We start from the raw sequence: 14854 nt of genomic DNA on the forward strand, positions 1-14854 counted from the left end.
CTCTTCTCCCCTCGGGGAGAAGGTGCCCGTAGGGCGGATGAGGGGGCCGCACGGCAGAACATTTACTATTGCCCTTCGCTTGCGCTCAGCGCATTCGCGGCTTTGCCGCTCACCCCCTCATCGCCTCGCTATCGCTCCGGCACTTCTCCCCGCTGGGGAGAAGAGGACAGTGGCGGCGCTTTGCTCCTCCCCTACTCGCCACGAGCGGGCAGGGCGGAACTCGCTCATGAAAACCGCGTAATCACGCTAATCCCCGTGGCCTCGGCCTTGTCGAGCGCCATCAGCGCCGGCACGGCTTCCTCGAGGCTGACGCGGCGTCCGATCAGCTTCTGCGGTGCGATCTTTCCGGCCGAAAGCATCGACAACATGGCGTCGTAACGCCAGGCCTGCATGCCGTGGCTGCCGTAGATTTCCAGTTCGTGGCCGATCACCTGCGCCATTGGAATCTCAGGCGTAGCGTGCTCGCCGAGCATCAGCCCCACCTGCACATGCCGCCCGCGCCGGCGCAGGTTCTTGATCGAGTTGAAGCAGGTGACGGGATGGCCGAGCGCGTCGATCGAGACATGCGCGCCGCCCTTGGTGATCTCGCGGACTGCCTCCGCCACGTCGGCGACGCCTGACGCATTGACCGTCGCCACCGCCCCGCACTCCCGCGCAAAGGCGAGCTTCTCCTTGGATATATCGATGCCGATCGCATTCGCCCCGAGCGCTGTGGCGATCATGATTGCCGACAGGCCGACACCGCCGCAGCCATGCACGGCGATCCATTCGCCGGGCCCGGTGCGCGCCTGGTCGGCGACGGCGCGAAACGAGGTGGCGAAGCGGCAGCCGAGGCTTGCCGCCGTCGCATCGTCGATCGTATCGGGCAGGTGCACCAGATTGGTGTCGGCATAATCGATCGCCACATATTCGGCAAACGACCCCCAATGGGTAAAGCCCGGCTGGAACTGGTTCGGGCAGACCTGCTGGTTACCGGAATGGCATTCGCTGCAATGGCCGCAGCCGGAAACGAAGGGCACGGTCACCCGGTCGCCGACCTTGAAGCGCATCACGCCGCGGCCGGTGGCGACGATCCGCCCGGCAAGCTCGTGTCCCGGCACATGCGGCAGCCGGATATCGGGGTCGTGGCCCATCCAGCCGTGCCAGTCGCTGCGGCAGAGCCCGCTGGCGCCGATCGCTATGACCACACCGTCCTCGGCCGGCGTCGGATCGGCAACGGTACGGATCTCCGGCGCCTGTCCGAAGGCTTCGTAAAACATGGCTTTCATCGGCGTCTTTCCTTGCTGCTTTCCGAGATTGCACGCATCATCGCATGCGGCAAGCAGGCATTCCAACCTTCCATTCCATCATTTTTGCTGATGCACCCATCGATGAAGCTGCCATCGCTGCGCACGAATATTGCGGCCTGGCGCCATTCCCCGGCATTTTCTTGCTTCCGTGTTTCCGCTCGGGATTTGTCCTTGACCCGGCTTGCCGCGGCGGTTTTTCCTTCTCCGGCTTCAGGAGGAGACCATCATGGCCGTCGATACATCACCCCGTTCAACCACTTGGACTCATGTCGACGGGGAGTGGCTGCCCGGCAATCCGCCGCTGATCGGGCCGACCTCGCATGCCATGTGGCTCGGCTCCACGGTCTTCGACGGCGCCCGCTGGTTCGACGGCATCGCGCCGGATCTCGACCTGCACTGCCAGCGCATCAACCGCTCGGCGCTCGCCATGGGCTTGAAGCCGGTGAAATCAGCCGAGGAGATCGTGGCACTTGCCTGGGAAGGTGTTGCGAAATTCGATGGCGACACGCCGATCTACATCAAGCCGATGTATTGGGGCGAACACGGTTCTCCGGGCAGCGTCGTCTCGGTCGATGGGGAATCGACCCGCTTCGCGCTCTGCCTGTTCGAGGCGCCGATGGGCGGCCATGGCGGCACCAGCCTCACCGTCTCGCCCTATCGCCGCCCGTCGCCGGAAACGGCGATGACCGAGGCGAAGACCGGCTCGCTCTATCCCAACAGCGGCCGCATGATCGCCGAGGCGCGCAGCCGCGGTTTCGACAACGCGCTGGTGCGCGACCTCAACGGCAACGTCGTCGAGACCGCCTCGTCGAACGTCTTCATGGTCAGGGACGGCGTGGTGATGACACCCGCCGCCAATCGCACTTTCCTCGCCGGCATTACGCGTTCCCGCGTCATCGGTCTGCTGCGCAAGGCCGGTTTCGACGTGCATGAAGCAGCGCTCTCCGTCGAGGACTTCATGCAAGCCGACGAGATCTTCACCACCGGCAACTATTCCAAAGTCGTCGGCGTCATCCGCCTCGACGGCCGCGACCTCCAGGAAGGCCCGGTCACCCGCAAGGCGCTGGAACTCTACATGGACTGGGCCTTCGGCCGCAGCGAGAGTGAAGAGTGAGGAGAGGTCCCGCAAAGCGGGAGCAATCGATCCAGTGAATCGATTGCAACGACGAACGCCCGGAGCGCAAGCGCAGGGCAGGGGCGGTTCGGCGAAGCCGAAGCAATCGATCCAGTGAATCGATTGCAGCGACGAACGCCCGAAGCGCAAGCGCAGGGCCGGGGCGGCCGCCTCTCGCAGAACTGAGATCCGCACCCCCCTCTGCCTTGCCGGGCATCTCCCCCACAGGTGGGGAGGTCGGCAAGAAGCCATGCCTCGCCCTCAATTTACGATTCATGTGACGGCCAGTTGTTTGGGGAAACCATCGCGCCCAGCCAATCTCCCTCCTTGTGGGGGAGATGCCCGGCAGGGCAGAGGGGGGTGCCAGCCACACCCGAGCCCATTCAAAAAAATGCGAGAGCAATCCCCCGCTCCGCTCACGTCATCCACTTCCGATGCTCCGCAAATCTCTCCGCCAAGAGGTCGATGAACAGCCGCACCTTCGTCGGCAGATGGCTGCGGTTGGGATAGACCGCGTTGATATTGAATTCGACCGGCCGGTAGTCCGGCATGATCTTCACCAGCCGCCCTTCGGCGATGTCGTCGAATACCACGAAACTCGGTGCCAGGAAGATGCCCCGCCCGGTCAGCGTCAGGAAGCGCAGCATCTCGGCGCTGTTGGAGACGACATTGCCGCTGATCTTGACGCTTTCCTTGTTGCCCTCGCCATCCTCGAAGCGCCATTCGTCGCCATAGGGGTAATAGGCATATTGCAGGCAATTGTGGTCGGCGACCTCGGCCGGCGTGTTCGGCATCGGATGGCTCTCGAAATAGGTCGGCGAGCAGACGAGCATATGGCGCCAGGGCGTCAGCTTGCGGGCGACGAGCGATGAATCCGGCGGCGGTACGGTGCGCATCACCAGGTCGTATCCATCCTCGATCATGTCGACCATCCGCTCGCCCACGCTGAAATCGAGTGCGATCGACGGATAGAGCTCCATAAATTCGCTGACGACAGGCAGCAGGAAACGCACGATGGCGCTACTGGTGTAGACCTTCAGCGTGCCGCGCGGCGTCGTGCTCAGCGCGCCCGCCGTCCGGTCCGCCTCATCGAGTTCGGCCAGGATCTGCGACGAGCGCTCATAATAATATTTGCCGGTTTCCGTCAGGCTGACCTTGCGCGTCGTGCGGTTAAGCAGCCGCACGCCGAGGCGGTCCTCCAGCGATTGCACGTGGTTGCCGACCATAGTGACGGACATGTTGAGCCGCGCGCGGCGGCGGAAAAAACCGCCGCATTCGACCACGCGGCCAAAGACTGTGAGACTTGTCAACCGATCCATATTGCCCTCGGATTATCCGCTGAGAGTTGATGATCCTTCCCGATTTAAGCAGATTATCAAAATGAATGTCAGGGTGCATTTTCCTTCGCATCGAACGGGGCCTCTCACAGAGGAGGCCAACGCTGAAGGAGAGTTAGGATGGTCGAGTTACCCCACAGGCAAGTTTTCGAAAGTGCGAGGCAAGCCGAGCAGATCCTGGCCGAGGAAGCCGCCAGGGCGCCTTCCGCCGAGGCGGCTCCCATGCCTGTCTCCGAAGCGCGGGCTGCTGCACCACCGGCCACCGAAGCACCGGTTGCGGAAACTCCCAAAAAGACCGGCCGCCGCATCGTCAAGCGCGCCGTCCTTGCCGCCGCCCTGCTTGCCGGCGTCGCTTTCGCAGGCGATTTCGGCTACCGCTACTGGACGGTCGGCCGCTTCATCGAATCCACCGACGATGCCTATGTGAAGGCCGATTACACCACTGTCGCCCCGAAGGTTGCCGGCTACATCAGCCAGGTGCTGGTCAACGACAATGACGCGGTCAAGGCCGGCCAGGTTCTCGCTCGCATCGATGATCGCGACTTCCAGGCCGCACTGTCGCAGGCGAAGGCCGATGTGAAGGCAGCCGAAGCCGCCATCACCAATATCGACGCCCAGATCGCCCTGCAGCAGTCGGTGATCGAGCAGGCCAAGGCGACGATCGATGCCTCGCAGGCCTCGCTGGATTTTGCCGTGTCCGATGCCGCCCGCTCGGCCCGCCTGATCACCAACGGCGCCGGCACCCAGTCTCGCGCCGAGCAGACCCAGTCAGCCCGCGACCAGGCCGCTGCCGCCCTCGAGCGCGACCGGGCGGCCCTCGTCACGGCTCAGAATAGGGTGCCGGTGCTTCAGACTGAGCGCGAACAGACGGTTGCCCAGCGTGACCGTGCGGTCGCCGCCGCCCATCAGGCAGAACTCAACCTCTCCTATACCGACATCGTCGCCGCCGTTGACGGCACGGTCGGCGCCCGCTCGATCCGAGTCGGCCAATATGTCACCTCGGGCACGCAACTGATGGCGGTCGTGCCGCTGCACGCGGTCTACGTCGTCGCCAATTTCAAGGAGACGCAGCTGACCTATATCAGCCCCGGCCAGTCGGTCGAGATCAAGGTCGACAGCTTTCCCGATATCTCGATCAGGGGTCATGTCGACAGCGTTTCGCCGGCAAGCGGGCTGGAATTCTCGCTGTTGCCGCCGGACAATGCCACCGGCAACTTCACCAAGATCGTCCAACGCATCCCGGTCAAGATCGTCATTGACGATGAGGCTCTGAGTGTCCTGTTGCGCTCGGGCATGTCGGTCGAGCCCGAAATCGACACCAAGGCTGCCCAGACCGAAGCTGCCGAGACCAAGCCTGCCCAAGCCCCTGGAACAGCCGGGGAGGGATTATCCAGCCACGCTGGATGATCCTACCCTTGTTCGCCCAATTATCCCGATCATTCCCGATCATTCCCGAATGATCCGATCATTCCCGAATGATCACCCGAACCCCGTCATGAGAAAGTTTTCCGCAAGAGCCGGAAGGAGATAGGTCATGGCCACTCTTCAGATCGCCGCAAACAGCAATGCGCTTGCGCGCCCCGCCGCCCCAGCGCCCGTGGCACCTGCCGCACTGAGCCCGCTGCGCATGTGGGCAGCCGTTGTCGGCTCGACGCTCGGCGCCTTCATGGCGGTCCTCAACATCCAGATCGTCAATGCCTCGCTGGCCGATATCCAGGGCGCGATCGGCGCCGGCACGGATGACGGTGGTTGGATTTCCACCTCCTATCTGATCGCCGAAATCGTCGTCATTCCCTTGAGCGCTTGGCTGGCGCGCGTCTTCTCGGTCCGCAATTATCTGCTTGCTAACGCCATCCTCTTCCTCGTCTTCTCGGTTGCCTGCGCCTTCGCGGCCAACCTGCAGCAGATGATCATCCTGCGCGCCATTCAGGGCTTTTCCGGCGGCGTGCTGATCCCGATGGCCTTCACCATCATCATCACGCTGCTGCCCAAGGCCAAGCAGCCGATCGGCCTTGCCCTCTTTGCCCTGTCCGCCACCTTCGCACCGGCCATCGGCCCGACGATCGGCGGTTACCTCACCGAGAACTGGGGCTGGGAATATATCTTCTATGTCAACTTGGTGCCCGGCGCGCTGATGGTCGGCATGCTCTGGGCTTCGCTCGATCGCGGGCCGATGAACCTGAAGCTGCTCGCCAAGGGCGACTGGCCGGGCATCGTCACCATGGCGATCGGCCTGGCGGCCCTGCAGACGGTCCTGGAGGAGGGCAACAAGGAAGATTGGTTCGGCTCCGATTTCATCGTCCGCCTGTCTGTTATCGCTGCCATCTCGCTGACGTTGTTCCTGATCATCGAGCTGAAGACCGCCCATCCGCTCTTGAACCTTCGCCTGCTGGTGCGCCGCAATTTCGGCTTCGGCATCGTCGCCAATTTCCTGCTCGGCATTGCGCTTTACGGCTCGGTTTTCGTGCTGCCGATTTATCTCACCCGCATCCAGGGCTATAATTCCGAGCAGATCGGCATGGTTCTCGCCTGGACCGGTATTCCGCAACTGCTGCTGATTCCGCTGGTGCCACGGCTGATGAAGCGTTTCGATGTGCGCCTGCTGATCATCATCGGCTTTGCACTTTTCGCCGCCTCGAACTTCATGAACGTGCACATGACCGGCGATTACGCGAGCGATCAGCTATTCTGGCCGAACATCGTCCGAGCTATCGGCCAGGCGCTCGTCTTCACGCCCCTCTCGGCGATCGCCACCGCAGGCATCGAACAGGAGAATGCCGGTTCGGCTTCGGCACTCTTCAACATGATGCGCAATCTCGGCGGCGCCGTCGGCATTGCCTCGCTGCAGACCTTCCTGTCGAAGCGCGAACAATTCCACTCGAACATCCTGACCAATTCGGTCTCGGTCTTCGAGGAAGCCACCCGCGATCGTATCGCCAGGCTCACCGGCTATTTCATGAGCCACGGTGTCAGCGATCAGGCGCTTGCCAGCCACAAGGCCGTCGTCGCCATCGCACTCAAAATACGTAAGCAGGCCAATATCATGGCCTTCAGCGACACGTTCTTCCTGCTCGGAGTGGCCCTGGTCGTCGCCCTGCTTGCAAGCCTGCTTCTGAGGAAACCCGGTCAACTCTCCGGCGGCGGCGCTCACTAGCGCCTTGCGGCCCTCAAGGAGGAGAAAGCCATGACGCCAGCGATCCATGCCCCCGATATCGACAGGCTCCAGCCCAAGGCCGCCGGCCATGCCGTCAGTGTCGGCGCACTGCTCTCCATCATCGAATGGCTCTCCGGCGACGAATGCCACGCGCTCGACGAAGCCGGCCTCGTCTCCGGGCTTGGCCGCCGGCTTCAGGCGCTCGGCCTTCCGATCGACCGGTTGACGCTGCATCTGATGACCCTGCATCCCGAGTTCATCGGCCGCACCATCGCCTGGGCGCCGGGTGAACCGGTCGAGATCCATGATCGGGAACACGGCGTGCGCGTCGCCATATCAAATACGCCGCTGCGCAAGGTCATGGAAACCCGCGAGCCGCTGGTCGTCGATACCGGCGAAAGCGTGCATGGCCGCTGGCAGCATATCGATGTCTTCGCCGATCGCGGCCTGATGCAGCTCGTCATCGCGCCGCTCTGCAATGTCGACGGCCCGGTCAGCGCCGCCGTCTTCGGCACGAAGCGACCGGGCGGCTTCACCGCCTCCGAGCGTCAGGTGATCGAGCGAATCTTGCCGGCGCTGCGCAACACCAGCGAGTTGCGCATCCTTCGCCAGGTCGAGCTCAGCCTGCTCGATACCTATATCGGCCCGCTGACGGCAAGCCGCATCCTGGCCGGCCGCATCCGCCGCGACGAGATCGAATCGATGGAGGCAGCGCTGCTGCTCTGCGATCTGCGCGGCTTCACCGAGCTGTCGAACCGGCTGCCCGGCAGCACCGTGCTCGGGCTGCTGAACGCCTATTTCGACAGGATCGTACCGGCCATCACCCGCGAGGGCGGCGAAGTGCTGAAATTCATGGGCGACGCCGTGCTTGCCTTCTTCCCGGGTTATGATGCCGCCCATTCCTGCGGCGCGGCCCTGGCATCGGCCCGCGCCATCCTCGATGAGATCGACCATTTCCAATATGAGGGCATCGGTGTCAAAGCCGGCATCGCTCTGCACTACGGCGAGGTCAGCTACGGCAATGTCGGCTCCGGCCGCCGCCTCGACTTCACCCTGATCGGCGGCGACGTCAACCTGGTCAGCCGCATCCAGACCGCCTGCAGCGAACTCGGAGAAGCCTTGCTGATGTCGGCGCCGTTCCGTGAGGAGGCTGGGGCAGGGGATGTGGTGTCGGTCGGGTCGCACAGGCTGAAAGGTTTTGCCGATCCGGCCGAGCTATTCACGATTGTGCGGTAGGCGAGCCCACCCAGCTGGCAGAATCCAGATTTCTGGTCCGCCCCTCATCCGCCTGCCGGCACCTTCTCCCCGCTCGCGGGGAGAAGGGATATGCCGCGACGTCTCTATTGCCTTCCACCGTTGCTTGAGGCACGTCCCCTCTCCCCGTCAGAACGGGGAGAGGGTTAGGGTGAGGGGCAGCTTTATTGCTGTGAGGTCAGGCAGTTCATTCCCAAAACCCCAACGCCCACTTGCATAAAATGCATGGCAGGTTTGCCCAAAACGGCTTCGTCCTCCCCCATCTTTTCGCCATAGTGACACCGAAATTCCGTAAGCGGGGAGGAAGAGGCCTATGACTGTGCTGTTCGACGAACAAGGCGAGATCATCCGCGAACTGGGTGTTGCCGCCGATATCGACCCTGAGCGGGAGATCGAACGGCGAACCGCTTTCCTCAAGGATTATCTCGTTGCCTCCGGCATGCGCGGCTACGTCCTCGGCATCAGTGGCGGCGTCGATTCGCTGACGGCGGCGCTGCTGGCTCAAAAGGCGGTGCGCGAGCTGCGGGAAGGCGGCCATGCGGCCGAATTCATCGCCGTGCGCCTTCCCTATGCTGTCCAGGCGGATGAGGCCGATGCGGTGAGGGCGCTGGAAACGATCGGCGCCGACCGCTCTATGGTGGTCAACATCAAGGCGCCGGCGGATGCGATGCTTGCCGCTGCGCTAAACGGCGGCCTCGCCTTTGCCGATGCCGGCCGCCAGGATTTCATCCTCGGCAATATCAAGGCGCGCCAGCGGATGATTGCCCAGTTCGCCCTTGCCGGGGCGCTTGGCAGCCTCGTCATCGGCACCGATCATGCGGCCGAGGCGGTCATGGGTTTCTTCACCAAGTTCGGCGACGGCGCCGCCGATATCCTGCCGCTCGCCGGCCTCAACAAGCGCCGCGTCCGCCTGCTGGCAAAACGGCTCGGCGCCCCGGACGAACTGGTGTTCAAGGTGCCCACAGCCGATCTCGAGGACCAGCGGCCGCTGCGCCCCGACGAGGAGGCCTATGGCGTCAGCTATGACGAGATCGACGATTTCCTCGAAGGCAAGCCGGTCGGCGAGATCGCCCGCCGCCGCATCCTCGCCGCCTATCGGGCGACCGCCCACAAGCGCGCTTTGCCGGTGGCTGTGAGCGCCCTCTGACGGTCGCACAAGCGGGATGCGCGCGGACGCGACCTGGATTTACGGCCTGACCGGCTCGCCCGTCCGTCCTGACGAAGCGAGATAGGCATGCGGCGCGAAATAGACGCCGTCGGCATCGAAGGCCTCGAGGTCTTCGGCCTGCAGCGCCTCGCGCACCTTCGGCCGTGCCGCAACACGGGCCATGAAGCCGTGCAGCGCCGGCCATTGCTTGAGATCGATATCGGTCCAGGGCGACCAGTTCAGGCAGACGAAGAGATAGGCATCCGCGACTGTGAATGAATCGCCGGTGAGATAGGGTTCGGCAAGACGACCGTTCAGCCATGTCAGCCGCTTCGATATCAGCGCGCGGACCTCCCTATGAACGCTGGAATAAATCGGATTGAAGAGCAGCACCATCGGCTTGTGCAGCTCGGCGGTGATGAAGTTGAGATAGGATTGCACCTCGTTGCGGCGGATATTGCCGAGCTCAGGCAAAAGGGCTGCCCCTTCGGGCACACTGTCGGCAAGGAACTGCACGATCGCCGGCCCCTCGGTCAGCACCTTGCCATCGTCGAGCATCAGCGCCGGCACATAGCCGTTGCCGTTGATCGCGAGATAATCCTCGCCGGTGCTCGTCCTGTGGGTCTGCCGGTCGACTTGGACGAGCTCGATATCGAGCCCGAGCTCCCGGCAGATGATGTGCGGCGAAAGCGAGCAGGCGGCTGCGTGCATATAAAGTTTCATTGCGGTTTCCTCTCCTTGTGGAGGCGGTCGATGCCGCCGGCCGACAGTGTTGAACATTTGTACTGTTTCGCATAAAATAACCCTCGTCAAGAATTTAATGCGAAACGGTACAAATATGAAAAACGAGAAGAAGCGCGGCCGCCCGCGGGCTTTCGACGCCAAGGCGGCGCTCGGTAAGGCGCGGGATGTCTTCTGGGACAGGGGGTTTACCGCCGCCTCGCTCGACAATTTGAGCGCTGCGACCAACCTCAACCGCCCGAGCCTTTACGGCGCCTTCGGCGACAAGGAGGATCTCTATCTCGATACGCTGGAGGGCTATCGGCAGGACGGCATGAATACGCTCGCCGAGGCGCTCGACCCGTCACTGCCGCTGCGCGACAATATCGCCCGCGTCTATGCCGGTGCGCTGGCGATCTATCTGCATGGCGAAACCGCGGCCCGCGGCTGTCTGCTGATCGGCACGGCATCGGCCGAGGCGGTCCAGCATGAGCGGGTCCGCGAGGTGCTCGGCCGCAGCCTCAACGATTTCGACGACGAAATCGAAAAGCGCGTGCGGCTTGGCGTCGAAAGGGGCGAGCTTCCCCGAAACGCCGATCCACAGATGCTTGCCAGGCTCGCCTCCGCCGTCATGCATTCGCTCGCCGTTCGCGCCCGCGCCGGCGACAGCCGCGAGACGCTGGAGGCGATTGCCCGGTCAGGCGTCGAACTGATCTGCGGGGAGCGCCAATAATCCTCAGGTCGAGTCCCGAGTCTCCCCATCGCTCGGCCGCACTATCCAGGCATAGGCCGCACCGGCGAGAAGCAGCACGGAGGTGCCGAGGAAAACCGCCCGCATGCCGATATGGCCGCCGACAAGGCCGCCAAGGATGGGGCCGGCCACCTGGCCGACATATTGCGAGGAAATCGAAAGCCCGAGAATGCCGCCGGCCGCACTATCCGGCACGCTGTGGCGGATGACCGAGGCGATGCAGGGCAGCAGCCCGCCGAGCGCCACACCCATCAGGAAACGCAGGATGATCAGTTGCCAGGAACTGGTGACGAAGGCCTGCGGGATCAGCAGCAGCCCGGCGACGGCGAGCGCGCCTGCAATCACCGGCCAATGGCCGATCCTGTCGGCGAGCTTGCCGAGCCGTGAGGCCGACAGAATGCTGCCAAGGGCAGCCGCCGACATGACGATGCCCGATATCATCGTCACCTGGGATTCGAGGGGCACGAGCTGCGCGACATAGACGGTGATGATCGGCTCGATCGACATATTGGCGAACATCAGCAGCATGCCTGTTGCCAGCATGGCGATGACGGGCCGCTTGTCGGCGATGGATTTCCAGCCGCCGCTGGCCTTGGCCGCCTGCTTGCGGGCCGGCGATTTCTCTTCCTTGATCAGGAAGGCCGTGGCGAGAAAAGCAAGGAAGATCATGCCGCCGGCGGCAAGAAACGTGCCGCGGATGCCGATGATGGGCGGCAGCGCCCCGCCGATCAGCGGCCCGACGAGATTGCCGGCCATGATGCCGGAGGAGAGCACGCCGAGCGCCCAGGCCGAACGATCCTTCGGCGTCTGCGTCGCCACCAGCACCATCGAGCCGGAGGCATAACCGCCGGCAAGCCCGACGAAAAGGCGCAGCGCCACCAGCTGCCAGACGTTGCCGGCCATGCCCATCAGCGAGATCGCCAGCGTCATGCCGAGGCTGGCGCGCACCAGCATCAGCTTGCGGCCGTAAATATCGCCGAGCCGGCCCCAGAGCGGCGCGACGAGAGCCGCGGCGAAGAAGGTGGCGCCATAGGCGATGCCCGACCATTGCACGATGTCAGCATGATCGCTGACGCCGAGTTCCTCGACATAAAGCGGCAGGAAGGGAAGCAGCAGCGTCATCGCCACGATCGTGGTGAAGGAGCCGATCAGCGAGATGGTAAGGTTGCGCTTCCAGAAGACCGAGCCCGGCCTGGCGCTGGCGGCGTCCAATTGCGTATCGGTCATTCTCTCGGCCTCGGCATTGATTCTACAGCGCCGCGCGTCTTTTAAGGCGCGCAAAGGACGCTTTAACACATTGAAATCTGCATATTTCCTCAAATCGGTTCCGATTTGAGGAAATATGCGGCAAGCGAAGTTCCGCCGCGCCTAATGAAACGATGTGTTCTTTACCGCGGCGAGGAGATCGGCGCAGTGAATCTGTCCTGAGATCGAGCTTTCGATGTCGAGCGCATGGGCCTTAGCGGCGGATGCGCCCGTCGTTCCAGGGCGGGCACGCGCTGATATAGCCGCGCTGTGGCCCGTCCTTCAAGACGGCGCTTCCGGGATCGGCGGCCTGTTTTTGGAAATTGCCGCTGCAATCTGGACCTTCTCAGGCAAAAGTGCTAGAAGAAGACCGATTGCATTACGCAATCGGTTAATCCGAGGACATTGCCATGAGCGACATGCGCACATCCCGAGAACAGACCGTCCGTCATCTCTACGCCGCCTATCTCGACGACCGCAAGGATATCGTCGGCGCCATGTTGACTGAGGATTTCACCTTCTCCAGTCCGCGTGACGACCACATCGACCGGACGACTTATTTCGAGCGCTGCTGGCCGAAGGAGCCGGTCTTCCGAGGTTTTGACATCGAATTCCTCGCGATCGACGGCGACGAGGCGGTTGTCCGCTACCGCGCCGAAAAACGGGATGGCGGCAGCTTCCGCAACATCGAGAGCCTTCGCTTCCGCGGCGACAAGATCGCATCCGTGGATGTCTATTTCGGCCGGAATCTGTGACCCTAAAACGCAGATCTTCACAGGATCCGCATCGCCGAAGTGCCGATGATGATCATCGACACCGCCACCATCAGCGGCCGCACCGGCAGCCGCTTGACGAGGATCGCGCCGAAGGGGGCAGCGATGACGCCGCCGATGATCAGGCCGATCGCCGAATTGAGCTCCGACCAGCCAAGCGTCAGCATGAAGGTCAGGGAAATCGTCAGTGTCACGGCGAATTCGGTGAAGTTGGTCGAGCCGATCACCCGCTTCAGGTCATGGCCGCGGCTGACGAGCGAACTGGTGACGATCGGCCCCCATCCGCCGCCGCCGATCGCATCGAGCACGCCGCCGCAGAACCCGACGGGCGGCACCATCCAGTCGCGAACATCCCGCTTCGGCGGCGGCCGAAAGGCCTTGTAGAGGATCACCAGTCCGATCGCGATCAGATACGCCGACACGAAGGGCTCGATCACCTTGCCGTCGATATTGGCAAGCAGATAGGCGCCGATCGCGCCGCCGATCATGCCGGCCGGTGCAAGCCGCGCCACCAGGCGCCAGTCCACATTGCGATGATAGGCATGCGACAGGCCCGAAGCGGCGGTCGTGAACATTTCCGCCACATGCGTCATGGCGCTGGCATTGGCGGCCGGCACCCCGAAGGCGAGAAGGCTCGTCGTCGACAGCACGCCGAAGGCCATGCCGAGTGCGCCGTCGACGATCTGCGCGCAGAAACCCACGACGATGAAGACGAAGAAATCCAATGTCATGCATTCCCCTCAGACAAACGGTAGCATTACAGCGCCGCGCGTCTTTAGACGCGCAAAGGACGTTGTAACACTTTGAATTGCCGCATAACTCCTTAAGTCGATTCCGGTTTAAGGAATTATGCGGCAGAACCCGCGACGCCGGGAAAAAGTTTCCGTTCTCAGGCGGCAATTCCGTGCTGCTTCAGCCGGATGATCTTGAAGAAGCCGTTCGGAAAGACCGGCAGAATACCGGCAGGAGCGAAATCACCGCGGCGCTCGGCCCAGGCGACGATGCGGTGAATACGGAAGGCGGAGGACCAGCCGATGTGACGCACCAGCGGCGCCACCGCCGTCTCGATCACGCCCTGCAGGCCGGCGCCGTCGCCAAGTTTGCTGGCAAGGATGATCTCGCCGCCCGGCCTGAGCACTCTCGCGCATTCGTCGAGCGCGCGTTCGGGCTCGGGGATCAGCGTGATGACGAAGGGCAGGCAGACCGCATCGAAAGACCGGTCGGCAAAGGTGAGCGCATGCGCATCCATCACATCAAGCGCCTGCACATGCTGCAGCTTCTCGCGTCTTGCCTTTTCGCGCGCCCGCGCGATCATGTGTTCGGAAATGTCGATGCCGGTTACGCGGCAGTGGCGTGGGTAATGCCCGAGCGTCAGGCCGGTGCCGACGCCGATCTCCAGAATATCGGTGCCGGCCGCGGCGGCGAGGGCAGCAAGCTTGCGGTGGCCGTCGCGCAGGATGCCGCGATAGACCCGGTCATAGACCGGCGCCCAGCGCTGATAGATTTTCTGCTGATCTTCCGCCCTGCTGCGAAGCTCCGACATGCCTGCACCTCCCTAAAGCCCAGGCTTTCAACTCCTGAGCGTAGGCTTCGGTTCCCCAGAAATGTGACGCAGGCACAAACCAGCACGGTAAGTAACCTCATAGCGGCCTATTTCGCCGGCGTGAGCCCGAGCTTTGTGACATCCAGCTCGCTGCCGATCTCGACGGTTTTCTTTTGCTTGTCGTAGACGCAGATCTGGGCGATCAGCCCCTTGGCGCCCTTCGGCTTGCCTGTCACCAGGGCAAGCCCGTAATGCGAGCTGCCGAAGGGATCGACGGTGGCGCTGGGCTTTTCGATCGCGACCGCCGCCTTCTTGCATTTGGCCTCGACGTCGGCGGCGAGCTGCTTCCAGGCGTCATCGGAGGAGGCATGCGCCGCACCTGCCAGCGAAAGCAGGGCGGCCGCGGCGAGAGGCTGGATTATATTCCTGTTCATATAGGGGCTCCGTTGATCTCCATAACAGGCAAAGTGGTTTTCGGGGCGGGTATTCCCAATGATTTGCCCAGGCGATTTCTACGCACGACTCCA

The 14854-nt window shown here is 63.1% G+C and carries 14 protein-coding genes; 7 read left to right on the top strand and 7 right to left on the bottom strand.

The features are described from left to right. Positions 1-224 precede the first annotated feature (224 nt). Positions 225-1268, bottom strand: a complete 1044-nt coding sequence (locus N1937_RS05335; RefSeq protein WP_260057786.1) for a zinc-dependent alcohol dehydrogenase family protein — start codon at positions 1266-1268, stop codon at positions 225-227. Between the two features lie 247 nt (positions 1269-1515). Between N1937_RS05335 and N1937_RS05340 the strand changes: the two genes are divergently transcribed. After that, positions 1516-2403: a branched-chain amino acid aminotransferase gene (locus N1937_RS05340; RefSeq protein WP_260057787.1), complete on the top strand. Its 888-nt coding sequence runs from the start codon at positions 1516-1518 to the stop codon at positions 2401-2403. A 416-nt stretch (positions 2404-2819) separates the two neighbouring features. Here N1937_RS05340 and N1937_RS05345 read toward each other — a convergent pair whose 3' ends face one another. Next, complete coding sequence (locus N1937_RS05345; RefSeq protein WP_260057788.1) at positions 2820-3722, bottom strand: LysR family transcriptional regulator; 903 nt, start codon at positions 3720-3722, stop codon at positions 2820-2822. 138 nt (positions 3723-3860) lie between these two features. Here N1937_RS05345 and N1937_RS05350 point away from each other — a divergent pair, with 138 nt between their 5' ends. The 4 genes from N1937_RS05350 to nadE all read left to right on the top strand — a co-directional run bounded on the left by N1937_RS05350 (position 3861) and on the right by nadE (position 9295). Further along, positions 3861-5147, top strand: a complete 1287-nt coding sequence (locus N1937_RS05350) for an HlyD family secretion protein (RefSeq protein ID WP_260057789.1) — start codon at positions 3861-3863, stop codon at positions 5145-5147. Between the two features lie 127 nt (positions 5148-5274). Next, entirely contained in the window at positions 5275-6894 is a 1620-nt protein-coding gene (locus tag N1937_RS05355) for an MDR family MFS transporter (RefSeq protein ID WP_260057791.1), read from the top strand. 30 nt (positions 6895-6924) lie between these two features. Then, the gene (locus N1937_RS05360) at positions 6925-8130 is read left to right on the top strand and encodes an adenylate/guanylate cyclase domain-containing protein (protein ID WP_260057792.1); all 1206 of its coding nucleotides are present in this window, start codon (positions 6925-6927) and stop codon (positions 8128-8130) included. A 331-nt stretch (positions 8131-8461) separates the two neighbouring features. Further along, positions 8462-9295: an ammonia-dependent NAD(+) synthetase gene (gene nadE / locus N1937_RS05365; protein ID WP_017963487.1), complete on the top strand. Its 834-nt coding sequence runs from the start codon at positions 8462-8464 to the stop codon at positions 9293-9295. A 39-nt stretch (positions 9296-9334) separates the two neighbouring features. On the opposite strand, the gene gstA is transcribed toward nadE, so the two are convergent. Continuing rightward, complete coding sequence (gene gstA / locus N1937_RS05370; RefSeq protein WP_260057793.1) at positions 9335-10018, bottom strand: glutathione transferase GstA; 684 nt, start codon at positions 10016-10018, stop codon at positions 9335-9337. 115 nt (positions 10019-10133) lie between these two features. Here gstA and N1937_RS05375 point away from each other — a divergent pair, with 115 nt between their 5' ends. Then, the gene (locus N1937_RS05375; RefSeq protein WP_260057794.1) at positions 10134-10748 is read left to right on the top strand and encodes a TetR/AcrR family transcriptional regulator; all 615 of its coding nucleotides are present in this window, start codon (positions 10134-10136) and stop codon (positions 10746-10748) included. Between the two features lie 3 nt (positions 10749-10751). Here the strand turns inward: N1937_RS05375 and N1937_RS05380 are convergent, their stop codons facing one another. Further along, the gene (locus tag N1937_RS05380; RefSeq protein WP_260057795.1) at positions 10752-11993 is read right to left on the bottom strand and encodes a multidrug efflux MFS transporter; all 1242 of its coding nucleotides are present in this window, start codon (positions 11991-11993) and stop codon (positions 10752-10754) included. A gap of 428 nt (positions 11994-12421) precedes the next feature. Between N1937_RS05380 and N1937_RS05385 the strand changes: the two genes are divergently transcribed. Then, positions 12422-12766 carry a nuclear transport factor 2 family protein gene (locus N1937_RS05385; protein ID WP_170258883.1) on the top strand — a complete coding sequence of 115 codons (345 nt, stop codon included), beginning with the start codon at positions 12422-12424 and terminating at the stop codon, positions 12764-12766. A gap of 17 nt (positions 12767-12783) precedes the next feature. On the opposite strand, the gene N1937_RS05390 is transcribed toward N1937_RS05385, so the two are convergent. From N1937_RS05390 to N1937_RS05400, 3 genes are all read right to left on the bottom strand, one after another. Then, the gene (locus N1937_RS05390) at positions 12784-13515 is read right to left on the bottom strand and encodes a sulfite exporter TauE/SafE family protein (RefSeq protein WP_170278328.1); all 732 of its coding nucleotides are present in this window, start codon (positions 13513-13515) and stop codon (positions 12784-12786) included. A gap of 158 nt (positions 13516-13673) precedes the next feature. Continuing rightward, complete coding sequence (locus N1937_RS05395; RefSeq protein ID WP_170278327.1) at positions 13674-14327, bottom strand: class I SAM-dependent methyltransferase; 654 nt, start codon at positions 14325-14327, stop codon at positions 13674-13676. Positions 14328-14434: 107 nt separating this feature from the next. Then, complete coding sequence (locus N1937_RS05400) at positions 14435-14761, bottom strand: hypothetical protein (RefSeq protein ID WP_017963494.1); 327 nt, start codon at positions 14759-14761, stop codon at positions 14435-14437. Positions 14762-14854 lie beyond the last annotated feature (93 nt).

Origin of the sequence: Rhizobium sp. WSM4643, assembly GCF_025152745.1 — a bacterium.
Lineage (GTDB): Bacteria > Pseudomonadota > Alphaproteobacteria > Rhizobiales > Rhizobiaceae > Rhizobium > Rhizobium leguminosarum_I.

Bases quoted from the DNA above. Each gene is read 5' to 3' on its own strand.
- N1937_RS05380 (WP_260057795.1), bottom strand. From the start codon at position 11,993: ATGACCGATACGCAATTGGACGCCGCCAGCGCCAGGCCGGGCTCGGTC.
- N1937_RS05335 (WP_260057786.1), bottom strand. From the start codon at position 1,268: ATGAAAGCCATGTTTTACGAAGCCTTCGGACAGGCGCCGGAGATCCGT.
- gstA (WP_260057793.1), bottom strand. From the start codon at position 10,018: ATGAAACTTTATATGCACGCAGCCGCCTGCTCGCTTTCGCCGCACATC.
- N1937_RS05355 (WP_260057791.1), top strand. From the start codon at position 5,275: ATGGCCACTCTTCAGATCGCCGCAAACAGCAATGCGCTTGCGCGCCCC.
- N1937_RS05375 (WP_260057794.1), top strand. From the start codon at position 10,134: ATGAAAAACGAGAAGAAGCGCGGCCGCCCGCGGGCTTTCGACGCCAAG.
- N1937_RS05345 (WP_260057788.1), bottom strand. From the start codon at position 3,722: ATGGATCGGTTGACAAGTCTCACAGTCTTTGGCCGCGTGGTCGAATGC.
- N1937_RS05400 (WP_017963494.1), bottom strand. From the start codon at position 14,761: ATGAACAGGAATATAATCCAGCCTCTCGCCGCGGCCGCCCTGCTTTCG.
- N1937_RS05385 (WP_170258883.1), top strand. From the start codon at position 12,422: ATGAGCGACATGCGCACATCCCGAGAACAGACCGTCCGTCATCTCTAC.
- nadE (WP_017963487.1), top strand. From the start codon at position 8,462: ATGACTGTGCTGTTCGACGAACAAGGCGAGATCATCCGCGAACTGGGT.
- N1937_RS05360 (WP_260057792.1), top strand. From the start codon at position 6,925: ATGACGCCAGCGATCCATGCCCCCGATATCGACAGGCTCCAGCCCAAG.
- N1937_RS05395 (WP_170278327.1), bottom strand. From the start codon at position 14,327: ATGTCGGAGCTTCGCAGCAGGGCGGAAGATCAGCAGAAAATCTATCAG.
- N1937_RS05390 (WP_170278328.1), bottom strand. From the start codon at position 13,515: ATGACATTGGATTTCTTCGTCTTCATCGTCGTGGGTTTCTGCGCGCAG.
- N1937_RS05350 (WP_260057789.1), top strand. From the start codon at position 3,861: ATGGTCGAGTTACCCCACAGGCAAGTTTTCGAAAGTGCGAGGCAAGCC.
- N1937_RS05340 (WP_260057787.1), top strand. From the start codon at position 1,516: ATGGCCGTCGATACATCACCCCGTTCAACCACTTGGACTCATGTCGAC.